The 23,930-nt window shown below is 46.2% G+C and carries 23 protein-coding genes; 7 read left to right on the top strand and 16 right to left on the bottom strand.

The annotated features are described in order from the left end of the window. Positions 1-303 precede the first annotated feature (303 nt). Both AACQ21_RS06750 and AACQ21_RS06745 read left to right on the top strand, forming a co-directional pair. Complete coding sequence (locus AACQ21_RS06750) at positions 304-576, top strand: GreA/GreB family elongation factor (RefSeq protein ID WP_017046366.1); 273 nt, start codon at positions 304-306, stop codon at positions 574-576. A 536-nt stretch (positions 577-1,112) separates the two neighbouring features. Then, positions 1,113-1,550 carry an Hsp20 family protein gene (locus AACQ21_RS06745; RefSeq protein ID WP_010319943.1) on the top strand — a complete coding sequence of 146 codons (438 nt, stop codon included), beginning with the start codon at positions 1,113-1,115 and terminating at the stop codon, positions 1,548-1,550. A 68-nt stretch (positions 1,551-1,618) separates the two neighbouring features. Here AACQ21_RS06745 and AACQ21_RS06740 read toward each other — a convergent pair whose 3' ends face one another. From AACQ21_RS06740 to glyQ, 3 genes are all read right to left on the bottom strand, one after another. Further along, positions 1,619-2,866: a valine--pyruvate transaminase gene (locus tag AACQ21_RS06740; RefSeq protein WP_105976475.1), complete on the bottom strand. Its 1,248-nt coding sequence runs from the start codon at positions 2,864-2,866 to the stop codon at positions 1,619-1,621. Positions 2,867-3,079: 213 nt separating this feature from the next. Then, on the bottom strand, positions 3,080-5,161 hold the full coding sequence (gene glyS / locus AACQ21_RS06735; RefSeq protein WP_019281084.1) for a glycine--tRNA ligase subunit beta: 2,082 nt from the start codon (positions 5,159-5,161) through the stop codon (positions 3,080-3,082). A 1-nt stretch (position 5,162) separates the two neighbouring features. Beyond that, complete coding sequence (gene glyQ / locus AACQ21_RS06730) at positions 5,163-6,080, bottom strand: glycine--tRNA ligase subunit alpha (RefSeq protein WP_013855568.1); 918 nt, start codon at positions 6,078-6,080, stop codon at positions 5,163-5,165. A gap of 414 nt (positions 6,081-6,494) precedes the next feature. On the opposite strand from glyQ, the gene AACQ21_RS06725 reads away from it, so the two are divergent. Next, complete coding sequence (locus AACQ21_RS06725) at positions 6,495-7,049, top strand: TMEM165/GDT1 family protein (RefSeq protein ID WP_017046363.1); 555 nt, start codon at positions 6,495-6,497, stop codon at positions 7,047-7,049. Positions 7,050-7,202: 153 nt separating this feature from the next. After that, positions 7,203-7,463, top strand: coding sequence for a hypothetical protein (locus AACQ21_RS06720; RefSeq protein WP_010319938.1), 261 nt, complete (start codon positions 7,203-7,205; stop codon positions 7,461-7,463). A gap of 130 nt (positions 7,464-7,593) precedes the next feature. Here the strand turns inward: AACQ21_RS06720 and tusA are convergent, their stop codons facing one another. After that, positions 7,594-7,842, bottom strand: coding sequence for a sulfurtransferase TusA (gene tusA, locus AACQ21_RS06715; RefSeq protein WP_105976474.1), 249 nt, complete (start codon positions 7,840-7,842; stop codon positions 7,594-7,596). A 133-nt stretch (positions 7,843-7,975) separates the two neighbouring features. Between tusA and AACQ21_RS06710 the strand changes: the two genes are divergently transcribed. Continuing rightward, positions 7,976-8,161, top strand: coding sequence for a hypothetical protein (locus AACQ21_RS06710; protein ID WP_010319936.1), 186 nt, complete (start codon positions 7,976-7,978; stop codon positions 8,159-8,161). Positions 8,162-8,317: 156 nt separating this feature from the next. Further along, a complete protein-coding gene (locus AACQ21_RS06705; RefSeq protein ID WP_013855564.1) occupies positions 8,318-9,262 on the top strand; it encodes a LysR family transcriptional regulator in 945 nt (314 codons plus the stop codon). A 46-nt stretch (positions 9,263-9,308) separates the two neighbouring features. Here the strand turns inward: AACQ21_RS06705 and acuI are convergent, their stop codons facing one another. The 6 genes from acuI to ilvG all read right to left on the bottom strand — a co-directional run bounded on the left by acuI (position 9,309) and on the right by ilvG (position 16,718). Then, complete coding sequence (gene acuI / locus AACQ21_RS06700) at positions 9,309-10,289, bottom strand: acrylyl-CoA reductase (NADPH) (protein WP_105976473.1); 981 nt, start codon at positions 10,287-10,289, stop codon at positions 9,309-9,311. A 147-nt stretch (positions 10,290-10,436) separates the two neighbouring features. Continuing rightward, positions 10,437-11,975 (bottom strand): threonine ammonia-lyase, biosynthetic, encoded by a 1,539-nt coding sequence (gene ilvA, locus AACQ21_RS06695; protein WP_017046359.1) that lies wholly within the window; start codon positions 11,973-11,975, stop codon positions 10,437-10,439. A gap of 3 nt (positions 11,976-11,978) precedes the next feature. Then, complete coding sequence (gene ilvD / locus AACQ21_RS06690; protein WP_094125651.1) at positions 11,979-13,820, bottom strand: dihydroxy-acid dehydratase; 1,842 nt, start codon at positions 13,818-13,820, stop codon at positions 11,979-11,981. Between the two features lie 16 nt (positions 13,821-13,836). Continuing rightward, positions 13,837-14,775: a branched-chain-amino-acid transaminase gene (gene ilvE / locus AACQ21_RS06685; protein ID WP_010319931.1), complete on the bottom strand. Its 939-nt coding sequence runs from the start codon at positions 14,773-14,775 to the stop codon at positions 13,837-13,839. 12 nt (positions 14,776-14,787) lie between these two features. Next, positions 14,788-15,072, bottom strand: coding sequence for an acetolactate synthase 2 small subunit (gene ilvM, locus AACQ21_RS06680; protein WP_010319930.1), 285 nt, complete (start codon positions 15,070-15,072; stop codon positions 14,788-14,790). After that, positions 15,072-16,718: an acetolactate synthase 2 catalytic subunit gene (gene ilvG / locus AACQ21_RS06675; protein ID WP_017044151.1), complete on the bottom strand. Its 1,647-nt coding sequence runs from the start codon at positions 16,716-16,718 to the stop codon at positions 15,072-15,074. Before ilvG ends, ilvM begins: the two co-directional genes overlap by 1 nt. A 477-nt stretch (positions 16,719-17,195) precedes the next feature. Here ilvG and AACQ21_RS06670 point away from each other — a divergent pair, with 477 nt between their 5' ends. After that, entirely contained in the window at positions 17,196-18,719 is a 1,524-nt protein-coding gene (locus AACQ21_RS06670; protein WP_094125648.1) for a YifB family Mg chelatase-like AAA ATPase, read from the top strand. A gap of 5 nt (positions 18,720-18,724) precedes the next feature. Here the strand turns inward: AACQ21_RS06670 and AACQ21_RS06665 are convergent, their stop codons facing one another. The 6 genes from AACQ21_RS06665 to AACQ21_RS06640 all read right to left on the bottom strand — a co-directional run bounded on the left by AACQ21_RS06665 (position 18,725) and on the right by AACQ21_RS06640 (position 23,809). Then, entirely contained in the window at positions 18,725-19,684 is a 960-nt protein-coding gene (locus tag AACQ21_RS06665) for a DUF2860 domain-containing protein (protein ID WP_105976472.1), read from the bottom strand. Positions 19,685-19,916: 232 nt separating this feature from the next. After that, positions 19,917-20,516, bottom strand: coding sequence for a thiol:disulfide interchange protein DsbA/DsbL (locus tag AACQ21_RS06660; protein WP_026028316.1), 600 nt, complete (start codon positions 20,514-20,516; stop codon positions 19,917-19,919). Positions 20,517-20,546: 30 nt separating this feature from the next. Then, complete coding sequence (locus AACQ21_RS06655; protein WP_105976471.1) at positions 20,547-21,533, bottom strand: serine/threonine protein kinase; 987 nt, start codon at positions 21,531-21,533, stop codon at positions 20,547-20,549. A 46-nt stretch (positions 21,534-21,579) separates the two neighbouring features. Then, a complete protein-coding gene (ccoG, locus tag AACQ21_RS06650; protein ID WP_105976470.1) occupies positions 21,580-22,998 on the bottom strand; it encodes a cytochrome c oxidase accessory protein CcoG in 1,419 nt (472 codons plus the stop codon). Positions 22,999-23,267: 269 nt separating this feature from the next. Beyond that, the gene (locus AACQ21_RS06645) at positions 23,268-23,534 is read right to left on the bottom strand and encodes a YihD family protein (protein WP_026028318.1); all 267 of its coding nucleotides are present in this window, start codon (positions 23,532-23,534) and stop codon (positions 23,268-23,270) included. A gap of 107 nt (positions 23,535-23,641) precedes the next feature. Next, positions 23,642-23,809 carry a hypothetical protein gene (locus tag AACQ21_RS06640; protein WP_105976469.1) on the bottom strand — a complete coding sequence of 56 codons (168 nt, stop codon included), beginning with the start codon at positions 23,807-23,809 and terminating at the stop codon, positions 23,642-23,644. Positions 23,810-23,930 lie beyond the last annotated feature (121 nt).

Raw genomic sequence — 23,930 nt, 5'->3', positions numbered from 1 at the left:
ATTTTATTCCATGTTTTTAGAGGTTTTTATGAGCTTGAATTATATTTTTTGGCCGATATAGTATTCATTAATTACTTTTTAGGAGATGTGGGTTTGTTATTTATCTTACAGTAATAAATCCGAAGGTCTAACTTTCGGATATTATCTAATATATTTTTGGAATTATTGTAAGGAGTAATAAATATCAACTTATTTAAGCGTTTGCTTGTTTTTTTTAAAAGTAAAATAATAACAAGCTTATTTGTTACCTATCAGTCTCCACTGATTTTACTGACTCTTTTCGAGAGAATAGAAGCAGAATCATTGGCCAGATATTCTACGGCAGAGCGCCGAGTCAACGTTGGAGATAGGGTCAGCTTTGTTGATACAGAAAAGTGTCAACCTTATCAAATTATTATAGTGCTTGGTGAGCGGAATAACCCTAATGATGGTCTCGTATCACTTTACTCTTATTTAGGCGCTTCTATTTTTGGATTACGTGAACAAGAGTGTTTTAAATTATATATTTTAGGAAAAGAGCGAGAATATAAAGTGGTTAATATTCTTCCTGAAAAGTCACTAACGTGTGTAAATTAAATTTCTTCGTTAAAATAAGGAGATTACTATGAGTAAGAAAGATATGAAAAAAGCGCAACTTAGCCTAAAAGAAAAGCGGAAATTAAAGCAAGAAAAAATGGAAGAAAGCAGTGTAATTAAAGAAAGGAAAAAACGCGGAAAATAAAATAAGTTTTCATCGGTTAAAGTGCAAAATAAAGCCTAATGATATCGTTAGGCTTTTTTATGTCTCTGTATTGACTCTATATCCTGCTAATGAAGGCTTTGTAACCCTACGAAGTATCAGTTTGATTTGATGTCCTCTTTCTAGTTTCTGCTCGCTTTAGCGAGGACTAAAAAATTTTTCAAAAAATCCTTGAAAAGAATTTTAGTGCCCCTATATCTATCAATGAAGAGGATGCCGTAAGGACCTCTGGAATGGCGACACAGGTTTGCTCTCTTAAGAGGAGCCTTGTGTTGTGATCATTAAATGTGTTGTTAGCTCCATGTTGAAAGAATGGCTGCTAACGGCTTAGCGCCTATGCGCTAAGGCTATTGCTTATGATGAGGATAGTATGATGAGAACAGTAGATTTCACTCCTTTATACCGCAACGCAATTGGTTTTGACCGTCTATTAAACATGATGGAATCCAGTTCAGCGAAGAATAGCTCTGCGGGTTACCCTCCGTACAATATTGAACAGCAAGACGACAATAAATATCGCATCACGATGGCGGTAGCTGGTTTTTCTGAAGAGCAGATTGAGATTACTCAACAAGAAAATACGCTGATTGTGCGTGGTGAACGTAAACCCGAAGAGAATAAAAACTACGTCTACCAAGGTATTGCTGAGCGCGATTTTGAACGTAAATTCCAATTGGCCGACTATGTCAAAGTGCTCGGAGCCACAATGGAAAATGGCTTGTTACACGTGGATCTTGAACGTGAAACACCTGAAGCGATGCAACCACGTAAAATTGCGATTAATGGTAAAAACTTAATTGAGAACAATTAAGTTACTGGCCACATTAAAGTAGTGAAAGAGCGCCAAAAGGCGCTCTTTTTCATGGCAGAAAGGATGAATTACTGTTGATACGCTAATGCCACTTCTTGAGCAATAATTTGAATGCCCTTTTGCATGGCTTCATCATCTTGCACGTAGTTCATGCGCAGACACTGATGCGCGTGTTGCCAATCGTCTTGTTGACCAATAAAGAAATATTCACCCGGTACAATCAATACTCCTCTGGCTTTTAGACGTTGGTAAAGTTCCATCGTGGTGATGGGGAGCTCATCAAACCAGAGCCATAAAAAGATCGCCCCTTCTGGTTTATGGATACGAAAGCGCGGGTCGCTGATGGCTTGCTTGAGTAACTCGACTGCTCTTTGTGATTTCTGCTGGTAGAAGAGCTTGATCACATCGCGACTGAGCCTTAATAGATCGCCTTTTTCAATCATGTGATGAGCAATGGCTGGGCCGATGCTGCCTGGCGCTAAGCTAATGATGCCATTCATGTTGGTTAATGCTTGGGTAATGGTTTCGTTGGCAATGACGATACCGCAGCGCACACCGGGTAAACCCAGTTTCGAAAGGCTCATGCATAAAATGGTGTTGTCATTCCAAAAGGGTTCAATCTCTTCAAAAATGATGTTTGGAAATGGAACGCCGTATGCATTGTCGATAATCAGTGGGATATTGTTCTCTCTAGCCAGCTTATCGAGCTTGTGGATCTCTTGTTCTGTGAGTACATTTCCCGTCGGATTGGTTGGACGGGAAGCGCAAATGGCGGCTACCGACGAATCCACGCTCAAGGTTTCGAAATCCACGTGGTATTTGAATAAGCCATTGTCGAGTAGTTCTATTTCTGGGCGATAGGAGACAAAAATATCTTCATCTATCCCGGCATCACCATAACCAATATATTCAGGCGCTAATGGCAGTAAAATTTTCTTATGTGAACCATCAGCTTGCTGGCCAGCAAATAGATTAAATAGATAGAAAAATCCACTCTGGCTGCCATTGGTTAAGCTAATGTTCTTTTCACTGATTTCCCAGCCATAGGTTTCTTTGAGCAGTTTTGCGAGAGATTTAACGAACAGATCTTTACCTTGTGGGCCATCATAGTTGGCGAGGGCAGCGATCAGTTCACCACTGCTAAGCATGTCAGCACTGGTTTGATGAAAGTAGTCAATCATGGCGGGAATGGCGGCTGGGTTACCACCGCCGAGCATAATGGCTCCGGGGGTGCGCAGGCCATCATTGAGATCGTCCATTAACTGGGTAATACCGGAATACTGATTAAATTTTTCACCAAATTTCGAAAACTGCATTGCTGACTGCCTAATTCATTCTTGTATTTGCTTGCATAAAGGGGCATGAAACGATGCCATGCCCATCGAGTAATCCTTGAACATACCCCAATGTTTTTGCGAGTCAAAGCACTATTTTTCGCCAAATAACACACTGCGGTCAGATAAAACAAAAAGCCCAGCGGATGGCCGCTGGGCTTTGATAGATTAATTTGTGTGCCGAAATATCAGCGACTACTTTTGCAGCAGTGAAATATCAGCAATTTGTAGGAACAGATTACGCAAGTTGTTGAGCAGCGTTAAACGGTTTTGTTTTAATGCTTCATCGTCTGCCATCACCATGACATTATCAAAGAAAGCATCAACAGGTTCACGTAGTGCTGCCAGCTTGCTCAGTGCTTGTTGGTAATCACCGGTAGCGAAAGCGGGTTCTAGTGCTTCGGTCATCACTTCCACTTCTTCCGCTAAGGCTTTTTCGGCCGCTTCTTGAAGAAGTGTTAGGTTGATTTCTGCAGCCAGTTCACCGTCAAATTTCGCTAAAATGTTACCGACACGCTTGTTTGCCGCCGCTAGGGCTTCAGCCGCTTCCAGTTCACGGAAGTGGGAAACTGCTTTAACACGTTTGTCAAAATCAGCTGGTTTGGTTGGACGACGAGCAAGTACCGCTTGGATGATGTCGACGCTAAAACCTTCATCTTGATACCAAGCACGGAAACGGCCAAGCATAAACTCAATTACATCGTGCTCAACGTTGTCGTTAGTAAGGCGATCACCAAACAGCGATTTCGCTTTTGCTACGAGGTCAACTAAGTCCAAGTTATAGCCGTATTCAACGATGATGCGCAGTACACCCAGTGATGCGCGACGCAGAGCAAAGGGATCCGAGCCTTTTGGCGCTTGGCCAATACCGAAGATGCCGACTATGGTGTCTAGCTTGTCTGCGATTGCCACAGCGGCGGAGACGCCATTGGTTGGCAGAGCATCGCCAGCAAAGCGTGGCATGTACTGTTCGTTTAGTGCAACGGCGACTTCTTCTGCTTCTCCGTCATGGCGAGCATAATGCATACCCATCACGCCTTGCGTGTCGGTAAATTCAAACACCATGGAGGTCATCAAATCGCATTTAGCCAGTAAGCCCGCACGTTTTGATTTTTCTACATCCGCGCCAATCTGTTCTGCAATGTAACCAGCCAGTTCAGTAATACGGTCAGTTTTATCTTTAATCGTACCCAACTGCTGCTGGAAAATCGCGGTTTCTAGTCGTGGTAGACGATCGACTAATTTGCTTTTGAGATCGGTATTAAAGAAGAATTCCGCGTCCGCTAAGCGTGGACGAACGACTTTCTCGTTGCCTTCGATAACATGGCGAGGCTCTTTCGACTCGATGTTAGAGACGAAAATAAAGTTAGGCAGCAATTGCTTATTCGCGTCGCTCATCTGATGAGAATAAACCGGGAAGTATTTTTGGTCACCTTTCATGGTGTAAACCAAAGCTTCTGACGGTACTTTAAGGAATTTTTCTTCAAATTTCGCCGTAAGCACCACTGGCCATTCAACCAGTGAGGTCACTTCTTCAACCAAGTCATCGTCAAGATCGGCAACACCGCCAACCTGTAGCGCTGCTTTTTGTGCATCCGCAATAATTATCGCTTTACGCGCATCGTAATCGGCGATCACTTTACCGCGCTGTTCTAAAATCGCAGGGTATTGTTCTGCTGAATCGATGGTGAACTCTTTTTCGCCCATAAAGCGGTGACCACGAATGGTGCGCGCAGAAGCTACGCCTAAGATCTCACCTTCGATCAGTTCATCACCCATCAAAATAGTCAGAGTTTTTACTGGGCGGATAAATTGTGTTTCTTTATCACCCCAGCGCATGGGTTTGGCGATAGGCAAGTTTGCTAACGCTTTGGCGGCAAGTTCAACCACAATGGCTTTGGCATCTTGGCCTTTGACTTCCTGTTTGAACAGTAGCCATTCACCTTGTTCTGTTGTTAGGCGATCCGCTTGCTCAACAGTAATGCCGTTACCACGCGCCCAGCCTTGTGCTGCTTTGGTTGGATTGCCATCGGCATCAAAAGCAACAGAAATAGCGGGGCCACGTTTTTCGACCACTTTATCCGCTTGACCTTGGGCCAAGTTGGTCACTTTCAGTGCTAAACGGCGAGGGGTTGCAAACCATTTGATGCCTTCGTGTGCCAGTTCAGCAGTTTTTAATTCTGCGGCAAAGTTAGCCGCAAACGCTTCAGCCAAAGTGCGAAGTTGTTTTGGTGGTAGCTCTTCTGTGCCTAATTCAATTAGAAATTCTTTTGCCATCTTATTTGTCCTCACCCTTTTTACACATAGGGAAGCCAAGTGCTTCACGAGATGCGTAGTACGCTTCTGCAACCGCTTTGGTCAGGTTACGGATACGTAGGATGTAACGTTGACGTTCTGTCACCGAAATCGCTTTACGCGCGTCCAATAGGTTAAAGGCATGGCCCGCTTTCAAAATACGCTCATAGGCAGGAAGTGGCAGCGGTTTTTCTAACTCAAGTAGATGCTTACACTCTTTTTCGCACTGGTCGAAGAAAGTGAAAAGAAAATCAACATCCGCGTGTTCGAAGTTGTAAGTGGATTGTTCGACTTCATTTTGATGGTAAATGTCACCATAGGTGACTTTACCTAATGGGCCATCTGTCCAGACTAAGTCATACACTGAATCCACGCCTTGAATATACATGGCAAGACGCTCAATACCGTAAGTGATTTCGCCAGTTACAGGCTTGCACTCTAGGCCGCCGACTTGTTGGAAGTAAGTAAATTGAGTCACTTCCATGCCGTTTAGCCACACTTCCCAGCCAAGACCCCAAGCACCTAAGGTTGGGTTTTCCCAGTTATCTTCCACGAAACGAATATCGTGTACTAGTGGGTCAACACCGAGCACTTCTAAAGACCCAAGATACAACTCTTGAATGTTGTCTGGCGAAGGTTTGATGATGACTTGGAATTGGTAATAGTGTTGCAGGCGGTTTGGGTTTTCACCATAACGACCGTCCGTTGGACGACGAGAGGGTTGAACATACGCCGTTGCAATGGGCTCTGGGCCTAAAGCTCGCAGGCATGTCATTGGGTGAGAGGTTCCTGCACCAACTTCCATGTCTAATGGTTGCACAATGGTACAGCCTTGTTGGGCCCAATAATCCTGCAGCGCGAGGATCATACCCTGAAAGGTTTTGATATCGTATTTTTGCATAGTCAGGTTCGCGCGATTCTTCTGTCTGAATGGATGAAAATAACGGACAAGTATACCCAGATATTCGCTCAGCGAGTAGGGGTAATCTTGCTTAATTAATGGTCGAAAATCCGTTTTAGTAGAATTTATCGCATTGATTGTGCCAAATTCCTGCACATGAATGGTTTTGGCGGATTTCTAACTTGAGATTTTCGCTCGGCCTGATTAGAATTGCGCCGTCTTTGGGGAGTAGCTTACCGGTGAGATTTCTTATCTTAGTGGTTCGTTCGTCAACATAATTGGTGCCAAATCACCGTGGCGTTCGAGGCTAAAGTCATTTTAGCTTAGCAAGACCTTAGACAAACATCACAAACCGGGGTGGGGAGTGGCGTTTGTCTATGGTTATTATAATTATCCCGCCCCATTGAGCCTGTCGTGAGCGTATTAGCTATTTCAATTACTACCGTCGCCTTAGCTGAAATTGGCGATAAAACCCAACTGCTTTCTCTACTGCTAGCCAGTCGTTATCGTAAACCTTTACCTATTATTGCCGCCATTTTTGTGGCCACGATGGTTAACCATGCGCTCGCTGCTTGGCTGGGCGTGGTCGTTGCTGATTACCTTTCACCAGAAATCCTTAAGTGGGTGTTGGTCGCCAGCTTCTTAGCCATGGCGGGTTGGGTGTTAATTCCAGACAAACTCGACGGTGATGAAAAGATTACCAATCGAGGACCTTTTGTCGCTAGCTTCATCGCCTTTTTTGTCGCCGAAATTGGGGATAAAACCCAAATAGCGACGTCTATTCTTGGTGCGCAATATGCCGATGCCCTACTGTGGGTGGTGCTCGGAACGACGATTGGTATGTTGCTGGCTAACGTACCTGTGGTGCTGATTGGAAAATTATCAGCCGATAAAATGCCGCTAGGACTTATTCGTAAAATCACGGCGGTGCTCTTTTTGATATTAGCGATCGGTGCGGCGATTTGGTAATTCAAATCGATTAAATGATTTGGCGAGTGAGCGTGACACAATTAATTACTCAACTTGTCGCCCAACGTCTACGGTTGCGTGATGAGTGACAAATTTATGCCATACTGGTCATGTTACTGTAGCGCTAGATGATGCAAGTAAGAGGGAATGCATATGCTGACACGTTATATGGGAATGACCGCCAAGAGCCAAAGTTACTTATTTACGTTCGGTTTTGTGCTGACGTTGTTGGGTATGGCGCTGACGGAAATGTGGCTACCCATGGTGGCCGGCGCAATCATATTGTGTGGCTTGATGGTGGAATCTTGGATCCGAGTCGCGCATATTATCCCGATGCACGATGAAATTCGAACCCTGCAAAAGCAGATCACAAAACTGCAATCAGAGATCCGCACCATCGAGTTTAATGAGTAGTGTGTAGCGCAATGAATCAATGAATCAATGAATCAATGAATCAATGAATCAATGAATTAATGAATTAATAGCAAAAGGCGGCCTTTTTGAGGTCACCTTTTCTTTGCGTACGCATCACTTAGATCGAGGCTTAATTCAATCCTTTCTTAATCAAATAGAGATAGGGCAATGTATCCACTTTCTCCGCAATTAGCTGATGATCCATAAAGCGGCAAAAACTGGGAATGTCTCGAGTGGTTGACGGGTCATCGGCTTTCACTAGTAAAATTTCGCCATCTTGCATGGTTCGAATGGTTTTTCTGACCATCATTACAGGCTCGGGACAGCGCAATCCTTCGGCTTCGAGTGTTTGTGTGGCAAGTGCCGGATCAAATGTCATATTCAAACCTAATCGATGTTATCGCAAGGCGTAGATAATACTGGCGAGGAAAAAATATTCAATAACCACTTGGCAAAGTGATCTTTTTGTTTTAACTTACTTAACAAGTTGATAACAATTTAGTGAGGCACTTATGTTAACAGCGCTTGATAGGTTAACCATTTATTCGGTTCTCTGCTTTATCTCATTTTGTGCCTTAGTGATGCGAACGCCTGCAGAAACGTCATGGATGCCACTTTTTGGTGTCAGTGCGTCACTGGTTGGAATCTGGCTTGAGATGCATCTTTGGAAAGGCATCTCAGAAGAGCAGAATCACTAATCCATCACATATTGATCAACGCATTGCACTAATACGACACGTAACACATTCCGACACTATCCCCATTTTCTTGGGCTTCCCCGCTGAAAGGCGGGATTTTTTTTGCCTAACGCGTACACTGAGCCTATTTACCAATGATAAAAGTGGGGTTATTGCATGGAGTTGGAAGATATCTATCGTCGCGATCTGAATTTATTGATTGCACTGAGAGTGTTGATAGAAGAGAGCAGTGTCAGTAAAGCGGCCCAGCGTTTAAATCTTAGCCAGTCAGCCATGAGCCGTGTATTAGGTCGGTTACGTGATCTGCTCAATGATCCTCTTTTTACGCGCCAAGGTCAGCATCTCATTCCGACTGAAAAAGCGCTGGAGCTTAATCGCGCCTTAGGCGAGCCATTGGAGTCTCTACGTCAAATCCTTTCACCTGTTGAATTTGACCCCCAGCAATGTGAACAAACCTTCACCATTGCCACGACAGATTACGCAATGCAGACCATCTTACCGTTTGCTTTACCAAGGATATATCAAGAGGCACCAAACGTGTCGTTTGAGTTTTTACCTTTGCAGCATGATAGGTTGGCCGATCAACTGACTTATGAAGGGGCTGATTTAGCGATTTGTCGCCCAACGTCGCCAGTAGCACCATTGATGAGTGAGGTGCTTGGGCGAGTCGGTGTGCTTTGTTTGCTCTCCCAACACCATCCGTTGGCGAATCGGCAGATCTCTTTAGCGGATTACCTGACATACCCTCATGCGATGATTGCGATCAGTGATGGTGTTAATGCCTTAATTGAACAAGCATTAAGTGGGCAGCCTAAACGGAAAATGGTGCTCAGAGCCTATCATTTAGAAGCTGCGCTAGCGATTGTTGATACCATGCCATTGATTATTACGGTGCCTGCGGATCTGGCCTATTTAGTGGCAGAACGTTACGCATTGGTGGTGAAGCCGTTACCGTTTCAGTTTACGCCGTTTGACTACTCTATGATTTGGCACTCGCGATGTGAGCATTCTCCTGCCCAAGAATGGTTAAGGCAGATCGTCAAACAAGAGTGCAGTCGGTTGATTGCTAAGCGTATTGAAGAGATGCAGTTAGAGGGATAAAAATCATCAAGCTTTGAGTAAGACCAAAGCTTGATGAATGAATGGTTTAAAGCTTAATCACCACGCGACCAGTCACTTGACCATTGGTGATCGTTTCAGCGTACTGCGCTGTTTGTTCGAGGGTGATTTCCTCACACGCTTGCTCAAAGTAGCTTGCAGGTAGCAGTTTCGCTAAGCTTTCCCATGCTGCCATGCGTTTTTCTAGCGGGCAAGAGACGGAGTCGACACCTTGCAGGCGTACATTGCGCAAAATGAACGGCATGACGGTGGTGGGCAAATCAAAACCACCCGCTAAACCACACGCGGCAACCGTGCTGTTGTAGTCCATTTGGGCTAACACTTTGGCTAACATTTTGCTGCCTACTGTATCGACCGCGCCAGCCCAAATCTGTTTTTCCAGCGGACGAGCTGGCTCTTCAAATTCGCTGCGATCAATAACGCGGCTTGCTCCTAGTTTTTCTAGCAATGGACCATTTTGTTCAACACGACCGGTTACCGCAGCAACTTTATAACCTAGCTTAGCTAATAGTGTTACAGCAACTGAACCCACGCCACCACTGGCACCCGTCACCAATATTTCACCCTTTTCCGGTTGAATACCCGCATCTAAAATGGCTTGCACGCAAAGCATGGCAGTAAAGCCAGCAGTGCCAATCATCATCGCTTTTTTGCTATCAAGACCGTGCGCGAGTGGCACTAACCAATCGGCTTTCAAGCGTGCTTTTTGCGCCATACCACCCCAATGGTTTTCACCCACTCCCCAACCGGTTAGTACAACTTTGTCACCGGTTTGGTAGCGAGTATCTTGGGATTCAAGTACGGTTCCCGCAAGATCAATGCCCGGTACCATAGGGAAATTGCGAATGATTTTGCCTTTACCTGTAATGGCTAAACCATCTTTGTAATTCAATGATGAGTAATCGACCGCGACTAAAACTTCACCTTGCGGTAATTGTGATTCGTCGATTTGTTCAATGGTGGCAACTGTGTTTTTTTCTTGTTGATTAAGGATTAACGCTTTAAACATTCGGATCTCCAGATTGGCACAGCAAGCATAAGATGTCGCTAAGTGTAGTACTGAATTAACTATGACTAAAATGAAACTTTAGCATTGGTTCTATGCGTATTATGCATCACTCATAAAAAATGCCAGTCGTGGGACTGGCATTGAGCTTTAGGATAAGAAGAACTGGTATGAAGGATTGTCCGTCTCATCTTTGCATTGGTAACCCAATTCTCTAAGGTGAGCGGAGAAGCGGTTTAAATCGCTCTCTTCGAGTTCAAAACCACACAATACGCGGCCATAATCGGCGCCATGATTGCGGTAATTAAACAAGCTAATGTTCCAGTGTGTGCCAAGCGTGCTGAGAAATTTCAGCAGAGCGCCCGGATATTCCGGAAATTCGAAGCTGTATAATCGCTCTTTTAGCGGCTTAGAGGGTTTGCCTCCAATCATATAACGGACATGCAGTTTGGCCATTTCATCATCCGATAGATCCACCACAGGGTAGCCACCTTGGCGTAAATCGTGAATGATGTTGTCGAGCTCTTCTTGCCCACTTAACAGGCGTACACCGACGAAAATGTTGGCCAGCTTGTCATCGTTATAGCGATAGTTGAACTCGGTGACCGCGCGACCGCCAATGATATTACAAAACTCAAAAAACGCGCCTTGACGTTCAGGTATGGTCACCGCCAAAAGCCCTTCACGTTTTTCGCCTAGCTCACATCGCTCCGACACGTAACGCAAGCCGTGGAAATTGGTGTTAGCCCCTGAAAGTACGGTGCCTAACTGTTTATCCACCAGCTTATGTTTTTCCGCGAATTTCTTCAGACCAGCCAGAGCAAGCGCTCCAGAAGGTTCGGCAATCGCACGCGTGTCTTCGAAGATATCTTTAACCGCCGAGCAGATTTCATCGCTTGATACCGTAATGTGGCCATCAATGTATTGCTGACACAAACGGAAGGTTTCATCACCAATTCGTTTTACCGCGACACCGTCGGCAAACATGCTGACTTGGTCAAGCACCACGGGTTTACCTGCCTCGAGTGCTGCTTTTAAACAAGCAGAATCTTCAGGTTCAACCGCAATGACTTTGATTTCTGGCATCAGCTGTTTGATGAGCACCGCGACCCCAGCGGCTAAACCGCCACCGCCGACTGGTACAAAAATGTAATCAAGGTGGCCATTTTGTTGCAGCATTTCCATGCCAATCGTGCCTTGCCCTGCAATGACCAGTGGGTGATCGAACGGTGGGACAAACGTATAACCTTGCTCGTGAGCCAAGCGTTCCGCTTCGGCTTTGGCTTCATCAAAGTTGTTGCCATGCAAAATCACCAAACCGCCAAAACCGCGTACCGCTTCAACTTTGATATCAGGGGTAGTTTTGGGCATCACAATGGTGGTTTTAATGCCTAATTTTGTTCCCGACAGAGCCATTCCCTGCGCGTGGTTGCCTGCTGACGCGGCAATCACCCCAGCTTGTTTTTGCACCTCAGATAAACTCGACACCATATTATAAGCGCCGCGTAATTTAAAAGAGTGCACAGGCTGGCGATCTTCACGCTTGAGCTGAACGCGATTTTTGATGCGCGCCGATAAGCGGGGCATATCCTGCAGTGGCGTCACCGTTGCGACGTCATACACGGGGGCGCGCAGGATCTGGCGCAGATAATCTGCGCCAGTTTGAGTTGCGTTACCTGAGTCGCTCATCCGCTAGCCCTCTAGCTTAGATTTGTCTCGAACAGCCCCTTTATCAGCGCTGGTGGCCATACTTGCGTAGGCTTTCAATGCCAAAGAGACTTCACGCTGGCGATTGACAGGCTTCCAACCGAGCTGGTCTTGTTTTACGCGGCGCTCAGCCAGTTCAGCTTCTGAAACGTTGAGCGTAATGGAGCGGTTCGGAATATCGATGGCGATAATATCCCCAGAATTCACCAAACCTATCGTTCCGCCGTTCGCAGCTTCTGGAGAAACGTGACCAATTGATAAACCGGAAGTGCCCCCAGAGAAACGACCGTCAGTCAGTAGCGCGCACTCTTTGCCTAGCCCCATTGATTTGAGGTACGTGGTTGGGTAAAGCATTTCTTGCATACCCGGGCCGCCTTTCGGGCCTTCATAGCGGATGACGACAACATCACCGGCCTTCACTTTACCGCCTAAAATACCTTCAACGGCACTTTCTTGGCTTTCAAAGACCACGGCTGGGCCTGCAAATTTCAGGCTACCTTCATCAACCCCTGCTGTCTTGACAATACAGCCGTCAACGGCAATGTTGCCTGATAGCACGGCTAGGCCTCCATCTTGGCTAAAAGCATGCTCTTTGGTACGAATACAGCCTTCTTTGCGATCGTCATCGAGGCGATCCCATCGGCATTGTTGCGAGAAGGCTTTAGTGGTACGAATACCCGCAGGACCGGCACGGAAAAAGGTTAAGACGTCTTCATCTTGCGTTTGCATGATGTCGTATTGAGCCAACTGCTCTTTCATCGATAAACCCAACACGGTGCGAGTTTGATTGTTGATGAGACCGGCGCGATCCAATTCACCAAGAATCGCCATCACGCCACCCGCGCGGTGCACATCTTCCATGTGATATTTTTGAGTCGATGGCGCGACTTTACACAGATGAGGTACGCGGCGTGACATGCGGTCGATATCACTCATGTCAAAATCGATTTCACCTTCTTGAGCGCCTGCTAATAGGTGCAATACCGTGTTGGTTGATCCGCCCATCGCAATATCCAGTGCCATCGCATTTTCGAACGCGGCTTTGTTGGCAATATTACGCGGTAAGGCAGATGCATCATCTTGCTCGTAGTAACGCTTGGTTAATTCAACAATGCGTTTACCTGCGTTGATGAAGAGCGCCTCACGATCGGCATGCGTGGCCAACATCGAACCATTACCTGGTTGAGAAAGTCCCAACGCTTCGGTGAGACAGTTCATTGAGTTGGCGGTAAACATGCCAGAACAAGAACCACAGGTTGGGCAGGCCGAGCGTTCAATTTGTTCACTTTGTGCGTCGGAGACTTTAGGGTCAGCGCCTTGGATCATCGCATCGACTAAATCGAGTTTGATGATTTGATCAGAAAGCTTGGTTTTACCCGCTTCCATTGGCCCGCCAGAAACAAAGATAACGGGAATATTAATGCGCAGTGCCGCCATCATCATCCCAGGGGTGATTTTGTCGCAGTTGGAAATGCAGACCATCGCATCAGCGCAGTGTGCATTAACCATGTACTCGACAGAGTCTGCGATCAACTCGCGTGATGGTAGTGAGTACAGCATGCCGCCATGCCCCATGGCGATACCGTCATCTACCGCGATGGTATTAAATTCTTTGGCGATGCCGCCGGCTTTTTCGATTTCACCCGCAACCAATTGACCCATATCTTTGAGGTGCACGTGGCCCGGTACGAATTGAGTGAACGAGTTAACCACCGCAATAATCGGCTTACCGAAATCTTCATCTTTGACGCCAGTGGCGCGCCATAATGCGCGCGCTCCAGCCATATTACGTCCGTGTGTCGTTGTTGCGGATCTATACTTTGGCATTGTCTATCGTCCTCTATTACTTCGGTTGTGGGTACACGTAATCCAACCAGCCCCACTTGTCTTCAGTGGTGCCGTTAAATAGGCCAAAGTAAGCTTCTTGCATCACTTTCGTGATTGGCCCACGTTTACCCTCTCCAACCGTAATTTGGTCTACGCTCCGCACTGGGACGATTTCGGCGGCGGTGCCAGTCATAAAAATTTCGTCAGCAAGATAGAGAGCTTCACGCGCAATGTTCACTTCACGTACTTCGTAACCCATCTCTTTAGCCAGCGTCATGATCGAATCACGCGTGATGCCCGGCAAGATGGAGCTGGTGGTTGGTGGCGTGAGCAGCACACCGTTTTTGATGACGAAAATGTTTTCGCCTGCACCTTCAGATAAATAACCATCCACGCTTAAAGCGATACCTTCGGCATAGCCATGACGACGAGCTTCACCACCGACAAGCAGAGACGATAAATAGTTACCACCCGCTTTGGCTGCGGTTGGAATGGTGTTTGGCGCAGCGCGATGCCAGCTAGAAACCATCGCATCCACACCATTTTCTAGCGCTTCATCACCTAAGTAAGCACCCCAAGGGAAGGCGGCAATGATTAACTCCATTTCAGTATTCACTGGTGGGCAAACGCCAAGGCCAACGTTGCCAACAAAGCCAAGTGGGCGAATGTAGGCTGAATCCAGTTTATTGACGCGCAATGTTTCACGTGTCGCTTCCATGATCTCTTCTATCGTATAGGGGATAGGGAAACGGTAAATTTTTGCTGAATCTTTCAGGCGTTGAGCGTGCTCTTTATGACGGAAGACGATTGGACCTTTAGGAGTGTTATAACAACGCACACCTTCAAACACCGAGGTGCCGTAGTGCATTGCGTGTGTCAGTACATGAACGTTTGCATTTGCCCACGGAACCATTTCACCGTTGAACCAAATGTAATCTGCAGTTTTTGTTGCCATTTATTGCCTTCCTTATGCACAAATCTTTTGTTGTAAATTGTTATTCGGTAGTTCGTTATTTTTTATTGGGGTGACATCGACACTGCGAATATCCCATAATTTTTCAATTTGATTGATCAGTGTGCTGATGGGGCGATCACTATCAACAATGATTTCAACACTGGCGACTTTGCTGGCGTGGTTTTGCGTTGCGGCCACTTGTTTTATCACAAATCCACGATGGCGAATCACGCGCAGAACACGCTCTAATAGCACCGGTTTATCATCGGCTTTGATGTCTAATAGGTATCTATCCATTAGGTGTTCTCCAACATATCACTATTTGAGGCGCCCGGTGGTACAAGCGGCCATACGTTTTCTTCTTCATCAATCAAAACGTGAAGCAGATAAGCTGTTTTGCTGGCCAGCATTTCTTTAAGTGCCGGTTCAACTTCTTCTTTTTTGGTGATGGTTTTGCCAGGAATATCGAACGCCTTAGCTAGCATCACGAAATCTGGGTTGTCATCCAAAATTGTTTCACTATGGCGGCCATCAAAGAACAGCGATTGCCATTGGCGCACCATACCCAAACGGTGGTTGTTCAGTAGTACCATCTTGACCGGGATTTGGCGGCGCTTGAGCGTACCAAGTTCTTGAACATTCATCATGAACGAGCCATCCCCAGAAATGAGAATGGATTGATCATCTGGGCGAGCAACGGCAGCGCCCATTGAGGCGGGCAACCCAAAGCCCATAGTTCCAAGGCCAGCTGAGGTGATGAAGTTCTGTGGAGCACGCGGCTGAATGTGCTGCGCGGCCCACATTTGATGTTGGCCAACGTCGGTTGAGACGATGGCTGAATCGGGCATCATGTCGGACAGTTGTTTGAGTAACAATGGTGCAAAAATGAGATCGCCCGGGTGGTCATAGCGCCACTTAAAGCCACTGCGCAAACTTTCACTGTGGTGAACCCACGGTGCGATATCACGCGTCAGTTCCAGTTGTGGAAGAATGAGATTGATGTCACCACGTAGTGACGCATTGGCGATACGGAGTTTATTAAACTCGGCCGCATCGATATCGATATGAATCACTTTGGCGTGTGGTGCAAAAGTATCCAGTTTTCCCGTTACTCGGTCATCAAAGCGCGCTCCAACCACAATCAACAAATCACACTCTTGAACGACCAAGTTTGCCGCCTTAGTCCCATGCATACCAAGCATGCCAAGGTAGTGCGGGTCATGGCGCTCAATCGTGCCCAAGCCTTTTAAGGTACTTACTGATGGCATCGGATTGAGGCGTAAAAACTCGCGTACGGAATCGGTCGCTTTGGCCAGTTGAACGCCACCGCCAACATACAATACAGGACGAGAGCTTTGTGAAAGCAGTTGTTGCGCTGCGTGAAGCTGCTCTTGGCTGGCAACTGGCATGGCTGGCGCAGTGAACGCAGGTAGCTCAGTCACGGGGGTTTTTGCCAGTTGTACATCTTTAGCGATATCCACAATCACCGGGCCGGGGCGACCCGCTTTCGCTACCTCAAAGGCTTCGGCAAGGGTGGGTGCGAGATCGTGGATATCGGTAACGAGGTAGCTGTGTTTGGTGCAAGAGAGTGACATACCAATCACGTCCATCTCTTGAAAAGCATCGGTACCAATGTGTGAGCTTGCGACTTGGCCAGTGATGGCGACAAGGGGGATTGAGTCAAGAAATGCATCGGCAAGACCGGTGACCAAATTGGTCGCTCCGGGTCCTGAGGTGGCCATGCACACCGCGACATCTTGTGTCGAGCGCGCCATGCCAATCGCCGCCATGGCTGCACCTTGTTCGTGGCGACAGAGGATGTGTTCTACACCGCCATCGTATAATGCATCATAGATTGGCATGATAGCGCCGCCGGGATAACCAAAAACGGTTTTGATTCCCTGCTGCTTTAATGCGGCTACAACCAGTTGTGCTCCTGTCATCATAACCCTCCCAAACTGTGTATGGCACAGTAAACCATGTTGTGTTTGCACTTCATGTGCGCTCCCATTCTTCCTGTCATATCGGGTTGGATAATCGCCAACCAGTATGAACTTTTTAGTTTAATAGTTGTAAAAAAACCCCCGGACTTTTCAGTGCGGGGGTCTTTTGAATCTGGTGGTTATTTTGCGCCCACTAGCCCCCGCGCGGAATCAATAATGACCACGATAATCAGGCTTAGTAGTAGGTTAATGTGAGCGTTCAAATTCATCACTTAATTCTTAAAATAGTTGGCGTAATATCTTACGAAATTGTTTGCGTCTCTAGTGGTAACACACAATTCCGTTAAATGACAAGCAAAAACTCATTCTTTTTTCACATTCTTTCAGCATCACAACAAGCTATATAACAATCTCTCGTGTGCAAATAAGGGCGCAGAAACAGAACGAACACTTTTTAAACAACCACGAAGGAATGAAATGGGACTCGCAATTATTCACAGCCGAGCCAGTGTTGGCGTGCAAGCACCGACAGTGACAGTTGAAGTACATATTAGCAATGGTATGCCCGGTTTTACGTTGGTCGGCTTGCCAGAAACGACGGTCAAAGAGTCTCGTGATCGCGTGCGCAGCGCTATCATTAATTCCCGCTTTGAGTTTCCCGCCAAGCGTATTACGGTCAATCTAGCCCCTGCGGATCTCCCCAAAGAGGGTGGTCGATTTGATTTACCGATCGCGTTGGGGATTTTGGCAGCCTCACAGCAGATAGCGCTAACGAAGTTAGATGGGTATGAGTTTATTGGTGAATTAGCCTTATCTGGTGAGTTGCGTCCTGTTAAAGGTGTGTTACCCGCCGCTTTAGCTGCGAATCGAGCCAAGCGCTGTTTGGTGGTGCCTCATGGTAATGGTGATCAAGCCGCGTTAGTGGCAAAGGATCAGCATAAATCGGCGCAAACGCTGCTTGAGGTGTGTGCTGATTTGTGTGGCCAGCAAACCCTCTCTCTTTTTCAAACCGAACCTAAACCATGCCGAGCGAAAAATACTCGCGATCTGCAAGATATCATTGGTCAACAGCAAGGAAAGCGAGCGTTAGAAATCGCAGCCGCGGGCAACCATAACCTGCTTTTTCTCGGTCCACCCGGAACGGGTAAAACCATGCTTGCCTCTCGGTTGTGTGATTTATTACCAGAAATGAATGAGGATGAAGCGATGGAAACCGCTTCGGTTGCTTCTCTGACTCCACAAGACATTAACCAGCACAACTGGAAGCAAAGGCCATTTCGCTCGCCTCATCATTCCAGTTCAATGGCGGCGCTGGTCGGTGGCGGTTCTATTCCGAGGCCGGGGGAAATTTCTTTGGCACACAATGGGTTATTGTTTCTTGATGAAATGCCGGAATTTGAACGAAAAGTGCTCGACTCACTGCGTGAACCTTTAGAGTCGGGTGAAATTATTATCTCAAGAGCGCAAGGTAAAACGCGCTTTCCAGCTCGCTTTCAATTAGTGGGGGCGTTGAACCCCAGCCCAACCGGCTATTACGAAGGCACGCAAGCCAGAGCCAACCCGCAGAGTATTTTGCGCTATTTGGGACGCTTATCGGGGCCATTGCTTGATCGCTTTGACATGTCGATAGAAATCCCCTCGCTTCCCAAAGGAATGCTGGCAAATGGCGGCGAAAGAGGTGAAGCAACGGCTGTGGTTAAAGAAAGAGTGCTGATTGCTCGTGAACGGATGGTGATTCGTAATGGTAAGGTTAATGCTTTGTTAGGGAGCCGAGAAATTGAACAGTATTGCCCTTTAACTAAAGCTGACGCCGAATTTTTGGAAAATGCACTGCACCGCCTAGGGCTCTCCATCCGCGCGTATCATCGCATTATCAAAGTGGCGCGTACGATTGCTGATTTAGAAGGGGCCGAGCAGATTGCTAAGCCCCATCTAGCGGAAGCGCTCGGCTATCGAGCGATGGACCGCTTGTTGAAACAACTGACCGCACAAGCGGTGTAATGAACTTAAAATTGGTAATTTAACCCTAGCGCTGTAAAGAGAGACGATTCGTCGTAAAACGAGAGGTTTGAGCTCGATTGGTTATAACCGGCTAAAGCGATTAATGACCAATCATCCCAATCCATAAATTGGCTGTATTCGTACGCGAAGAATAGGCTCAGTTCATCGTCATTACGCACAGTGTGATTAAACAGTGAGTTTCCACCTTGATAGTCGCGCTTGGTATAACCAGCGGTCAGCGCCAGTTTATGGCTATTGATAAACGTGAAGTAGGAGAGATCGGCGGCGTAAGAGTGATGAGTATTGGCGTCGCCATCCGCTTGGTGGTTGATATAAGTGATGGAGGGCTGTAACAAACTGGTTGGGCTCAGAGAGTAACGGTACTGCCCTTTTAGGTAGTAACTTTTACCATCACGAGCCAGTTCAGGGCTTGGAAACTGATCGTTGTCGATCTCTTTGGTCGCGTAAGCGACATCGATAGTCCATGGGCTGCCTTGAATACTATTGAATGTTAATCGGTAGGCATTTCCTGACTCATCGGTTTCTTGGCGCTGACTGTTTAGTTGGTAAGGGTTAGCCCAGGTTTTTCCAGACATCACGGTCGGCAAAAAAGCCACATCAACCACGGTACCTGTCTCCATCTCATATTGATACCCCAACTGAAGCGCTAAAGTGCCGACGGCAATATCATCACGTGAGGTGCCTAGATAAACCTGTTGTTGACGTTTGTCCCCGAAGGTGTAAGCAAGGTTACCCAAAGGCCCAACGGCAAAGTTTGACTGCCGGCTACTCTTTGTTTCGAGTGATGTAATACGCTCATCTCCACCCGTATCAAATGATGATTGGGAAGATGCAAAAATAGTATTAATGGCAATCTCACCACTTAAACCTGTTTCTGGAGCCAGTTCGGCAGATACATGAAAAGCCAGAGCGCTAACAAGCGTCATGGACAGGTATTTATTCATTAGGAGTTTCCATACTTTGATTCAATAGTGGTTAAGTATATGAATAAACTTGGATGACGACACGATAAAACTAATCTGACCGTTTTATGAATGAAGAGTGAGCTTTGTCTTAGGCATACACAGTTTTGTGCTGTGATGGCTTGTGTTTCAATATTGGTTGTATGAGAAAGCGCTGCAAGGTTGAACTTGATTAAGTAAAAATGAGGAGCCTTTGCTCCTCATTTTTGAATGATTACTTGGTCAGTAGGTAATTGACCAGTTCGAAGTATTCATTGGTCGATTTAACACCTTGTCCCTGCACCAAATAATGATTGTTAACCACGACAGCAGGCACACCTGAAAGGCCGCTTTCTTGGAACTGTTTGTCAAAGCGGCGCACCATTGAATCGACGGCAAAACCATTAAAGGCGGCATCAAATTTTGCTGCATCAATACCTTCGTCTAGGAAGATTTGACGTAGATCAGCATCATCTCTTGGTGGTTTACGCATCGTGTGGATGCGGTTAAACATCACGGGCACCATTTTGTCTTCAACTTTGAGGGCAAGCATGGTGGCGTAAGCTTTACTCATTGATTTACCCATAGAGCCACCCATAAAAGAAACATGGTTTTTCTGCAGAGTAACCCCTTGTGGGAGCTGCTTTTTCAGTTGGGCGATGATCGGCTCAAAGGTATTGCAGTGTGGGCAGTAAAAGGAGAAAAACTCCGTCACGGTTGGATTTTTAGAGGGTTCAAGATCAAGCACTTTGTAATGCTCACCTTCTTTAAATTGGGCTGCATGAGCCGATAAGCTCAGCAGTAAGGTTGCAACCAGTGCAAAAAGCTTCTTCATTGTATACTCCATTTATTGCTTCAAGGTGACTTACCATTGTGGCATTAGTGAGAGCGTAGGCTCGTCTAATGCTGCTATTTGTTCTTTAAACGCAAGCACTTGGCTTTCCCAATATTTAGGGTCATTAAACCAAGGGAAGGCGAGTGGAAAAGCAGGGTCCTGCCATCGTTTGGCCAACCATGCCATGTAATGCACCATTCGTAGACCGCGTAACGGTTCAATTAGTTTCAATTCGGCTGGATTAAAATCGTGAAACTCTTGATACGACTCTAAGATAATGTCCAACTGCATTCGCTTATCTTGCAATTCGCCATTGAGTAGCATCCACAAATCCTGTACTGCTGGTCCATTGCGAGCATCGTCTAAATCGACAAACATAGGCCCATCTCGCCACAAAATATTGCCTGGATGGCAATCACCATGCAAGCGGATGGCCGTGGATTTTGCTGGCCATTGCTGTTCAATTTTGTTGATCAATAACGATAAGTCACTGAAAAAGGTATTTTGCAAGTGCTGAGGTATAAAGGACGCATTTTCCAATAGCTGTTTGGGTTGATAAAGATACTCATCTAAGCTGATGGTCGGGCGATGAACAAATGTACGAGTGGCACTGATGTGATGAATGCGTCCAAGAAACCGGCCCACGCCTTCTAATTGGTCCATATTGTCCACTTCAAACTGCCGCCCACCCACACTGTTAAACAGCGCGAAATGATAGCCCTGATAGTGATGTAAGGTTGCACCGTTGATGAGCAATGGCTCAGCAATCGGAATTTCCGCCGCGTACAGCTCGCGTGTGAAATCGTGCTCCTCTTGAATTTGCTCAACACTCCAGCGCTGAGGTCGATAGAATTTCACCACATAGCGTTGGCGTTCTTCATCGATGAATTGATAAACGCGGTTTTCGTAACTGTTGAGTGCCAGAAATCCTGATTCAGCACGAATGCCGATGCTTTCTAAGGCATACCACATGGTATCAGGGGTGAGTGCATCAAAATGGAAAGAAGCTTTGGTCATGATTAAAAAGGGCCCATTACTGAGCCCTTTTCCATTCGTTACGAAGTTAGAGTTTATTAATAAACCGGCTCTCAACTTCTATCGTGAATTGGTTACTGTCCGTGAGTATAAACTGAATCGTCGCTATAGGAGAGCTGAGTTTGTCAGGAGCGACGCCAAGGCTGGTTGGTAGGTTCAATACCTCTCCTGGTTTGACTTGAATGGTTTGTTTACCATACCAAGAGACGTCCGATAGCCCTTTCACGTCAAGCTTATACTCTTGCGTTTGCTGAGTTTTGTTGATGACTTTCAAGGTGTAAGTGTTCTCAATTTCACCATTGCTGTTGGTTTTAAATAGCTGGTTTCTATCACGCAATACACTTAAGCCGACCGGATCAACACTGGCTACTTGAGCGATGAATAAGCCAAACATCACCAGCAGTACCGTGCCATAACCGAGCAATTTAGGCCTGAGTATTTTGGTGTGGTGGCCGGAGAGGCGGTGTTCTGTGGTATAGCTGATGAGCCCTTTTTCATAGCCCATACGTTCCATCGTGGTATCGCACGCATCAATACAAGCACCGCAGTTAATGCATTCGTACTGCAAGCCATCACGAATATCGATGCCAGTCGGACACACTTGTACGCACAAATCACAATCAATGCAGTCACCTAAACCGAGTGCTTTGTGATCGGCTTTACGAGCGCGTGGCCCACGAGTTTCACCGCGTTTGCTGTCATAGCCAACAATAAAGGTATCTTTGTCAAACATCGCAGACTGAAAGCGAGCATAAGGACACATATGGATGCAGACGATCGAACGCATCCAGCCTGCATTTCCGTAAGTACAAAGGGTGAAAAAGAGTACCCAGAAGACGGGCCAGAAACTTTCATCGAGTGTGAAAAAGTTCACCACGAGTTCGCGTACCGGGACGAAATAGCCGACAAAAGTAAAACCAGTACCGAGTGCAATCGCCAGCCAAGCAATGTGTTTGATGGCTTTTCTTATAGCAAGATTAGCGGTGAGTTTTCCTGAGTCCTGCTTGCGGCGTTTATTGGCGGCGCCTTCGAGTTTTTCTTCAAACCAAATGTAGATAAATGTCCACACAGTTTGCGGGCACAGATAGCCACACCAGATACGGCCAAGAAAAGTGGTAATAAAAAACAGGCCGAATGCCGCAATCATAAACAACAGGGCCAGTAGAGTTAGGTCTTGTGGGTAAAGTGTGGTGCCGAAAAAGTTAAATTGCTGATGGCCGATATCGAGCAAAATCGCTTGGCGATCACCATAAGAGATCCACGGTACTAAAGTAAAAAGCAGCAGTAAAAACCAGCCACCATAGCGGCGGAGTTGTTGATAAGTACCTTTACTTTCGCGCACATAAATACGGTTGCTGGGGTTAAAACGGTCACCGTGGCCTTTGTGAGTTTTGGGGTTGAATATTTTAGGAGTCACATCCTTTATATCGATTTTGTCCTGACTCATGAAATGATCCTTGTTGGGCTGTAAGGTGTGATTTCTTTTAGTTCACACTCTGCGACATTGCTGTTTTCTCTTTGGGTACAATACCAAGATGAGAAATTATCATTGTTCAATCTTTATTTATTAAGCGGCAAGTATAACGCCAATAACAATTTTATTTCTTTAACACTATCAACCTTTAACAATAAAGCCTCAACTCGTGAGGCTTATCGCTAATAATAAAAAAGCGACCTAATAAGGCCGCTATCTTGATCACTATCACAGGGGCTACATCATTTTATGATGCCACGCGCGCGTAAAATGGCTGTTTTAAAATCATCTTCCTGATCTTTCTTCAGGCCAGGAATCATTTCGTCTTTGGCGCTGTTGCGCATTTTTAGATGGTAGATCAATACATCATCTGTAAGCGCTTCTAAAGGTCCTTTATAACCCGCTTCTTGAGCCAGTTTGGTGATGAATTGCACTAAGTTGAGCTGCTGATCTTTTTGCCATTCAGGCGCAAGTAGTTCAATTAGCTCTTCAATTCGATGACATTGCATTCTCTTTTCCCCAATTTTTATAAGTATTTTGAGTAAAGGTATCAAATTGCGGATTGAAGTCCAATTGAGCGCAAAGAAAAAGCGCAGGGTTTAGCTGCGCTTTTTAATTATGCTGCCTGAACAACATTAGTTGTGCTCGATGCAGTAAGGGCATTTTTTTCAACTAAAGTCATTGCTGGAGCGACTTTTTTTGCAATCGGAGCAGCAGCAAAACCACTACGACGACGCATTGCACTACGGTTTGTGTGCGAAAACCTGACAGCTGTTGGGCGCATTCATTAACCTAACGGTCAGGCACATCCATTGCCAATCTAATGGCCTGAATCACCATGAGTTGAGCTTCATAATTGAAGGGTGGCTCTTCTGGCTCTCGCCAATCCAAATAATGATTCAGGA

This window comes from Vibrio sp. V01_P9A10T6 (genome assembly GCF_963877065.1).
Lineage (GTDB): Bacteria > Pseudomonadota > Gammaproteobacteria > Enterobacterales > Vibrionaceae > Vibrio > Vibrio anguillarum.
This window is presented reverse-complemented; position numbering and strand designations above follow the sequence as displayed.

Coding starts and splice junctions, on each gene's coding strand:
- AACQ21_RS06745 (WP_010319943.1), top strand. CDS start 1,113: ATGAGAACAGTAGATTTCACTCCTTTATACCGCAACGCAATTGGTTTT.
- AACQ21_RS06740 (WP_105976475.1), bottom strand. CDS start 2,866: ATGCAGTTTTCGAAATTTGGTGAAAAATTTAATCAGTATTCCGGTATT.
- glyS (WP_019281084.1), bottom strand. CDS start 5,161: ATGGCAAAAGAATTTCTAATTGAATTAGGCACAGAAGAGCTACCACCA.
- glyQ (WP_013855568.1), bottom strand. CDS start 6,080: ATGCAAAAATACGATATCAAAACCTTTCAGGGTATGATCCTCGCGCTG.
- AACQ21_RS06720 (WP_010319938.1), top strand. CDS start 7,203: ATGCTGACACGTTATATGGGAATGACCGCCAAGAGCCAAAGTTACTTA.
- tusA (WP_105976474.1), bottom strand. CDS start 7,842: ATGACATTTGATCCGGCACTTGCCACACAAACACTCGAAGCCGAAGGA.
- AACQ21_RS06710 (WP_010319936.1), top strand. CDS start 7,976: ATGTTAACAGCGCTTGATAGGTTAACCATTTATTCGGTTCTCTGCTTT.
- AACQ21_RS06705 (WP_013855564.1), top strand. CDS start 8,318: ATGGAGTTGGAAGATATCTATCGTCGCGATCTGAATTTATTGATTGCA.
- acuI (WP_105976473.1), bottom strand. CDS start 10,289: ATGTTTAAAGCGTTAATCCTTAATCAACAAGAAAAAAACACAGTTGCC.
- ilvA (WP_017046359.1), bottom strand. CDS start 11,975: ATGAGCGACTCAGGTAACGCAACTCAAACTGGCGCAGATTATCTGCGC.
- ilvD (WP_094125651.1), bottom strand. CDS start 13,820: ATGCCAAAGTATAGATCCGCAACAACGACACACGGACGTAATATGGCT.
- ilvE (WP_010319931.1), bottom strand. CDS start 14,775: ATGGCAACAAAAACTGCAGATTACATTTGGTTCAACGGTGAAATGGTT.
- ilvM (WP_010319930.1), bottom strand. CDS start 15,072: ATGGATAGATACCTATTAGACATCAAAGCCGATGATAAACCGGTGCTA.
- ilvG (WP_017044151.1), bottom strand. CDS start 16,718: ATGACAGGAGCACAACTGGTTGTAGCCGCATTAAAGCAGCAGGGAATC.
- AACQ21_RS06670 (WP_094125648.1), top strand. CDS start 17,196: ATGGGACTCGCAATTATTCACAGCCGAGCCAGTGTTGGCGTGCAAGCA.
- AACQ21_RS06665 (WP_105976472.1), bottom strand. CDS start 19,684: ATGAATAAATACCTGTCCATGACGCTTGTTAGCGCTCTGGCTTTTCAT.
- AACQ21_RS06660 (WP_026028316.1), bottom strand. CDS start 20,516: ATGAAGAAGCTTTTTGCACTGGTTGCAACCTTACTGCTGAGCTTATCG.
- AACQ21_RS06655 (WP_105976471.1), bottom strand. CDS start 21,533: ATGACCAAAGCTTCTTTCCATTTTGATGCACTCACCCCTGATACCATG.
- ccoG (WP_105976470.1), bottom strand. CDS start 22,998: ATGAGTCAGGACAAAATCGATATAAAGGATGTGACTCCTAAAATATTC.
- AACQ21_RS06645 (WP_026028318.1), bottom strand. CDS start 23,534: ATGCAATGTCATCGAATTGAAGAGCTAATTGAACTACTTGCGCCTGAA.
- AACQ21_RS06640 (WP_105976469.1), bottom strand. CDS start 23,809: ATGCGCCCAACAGCTGTCAGGTTTTCGCACACAAACCGTAGTGCAATG.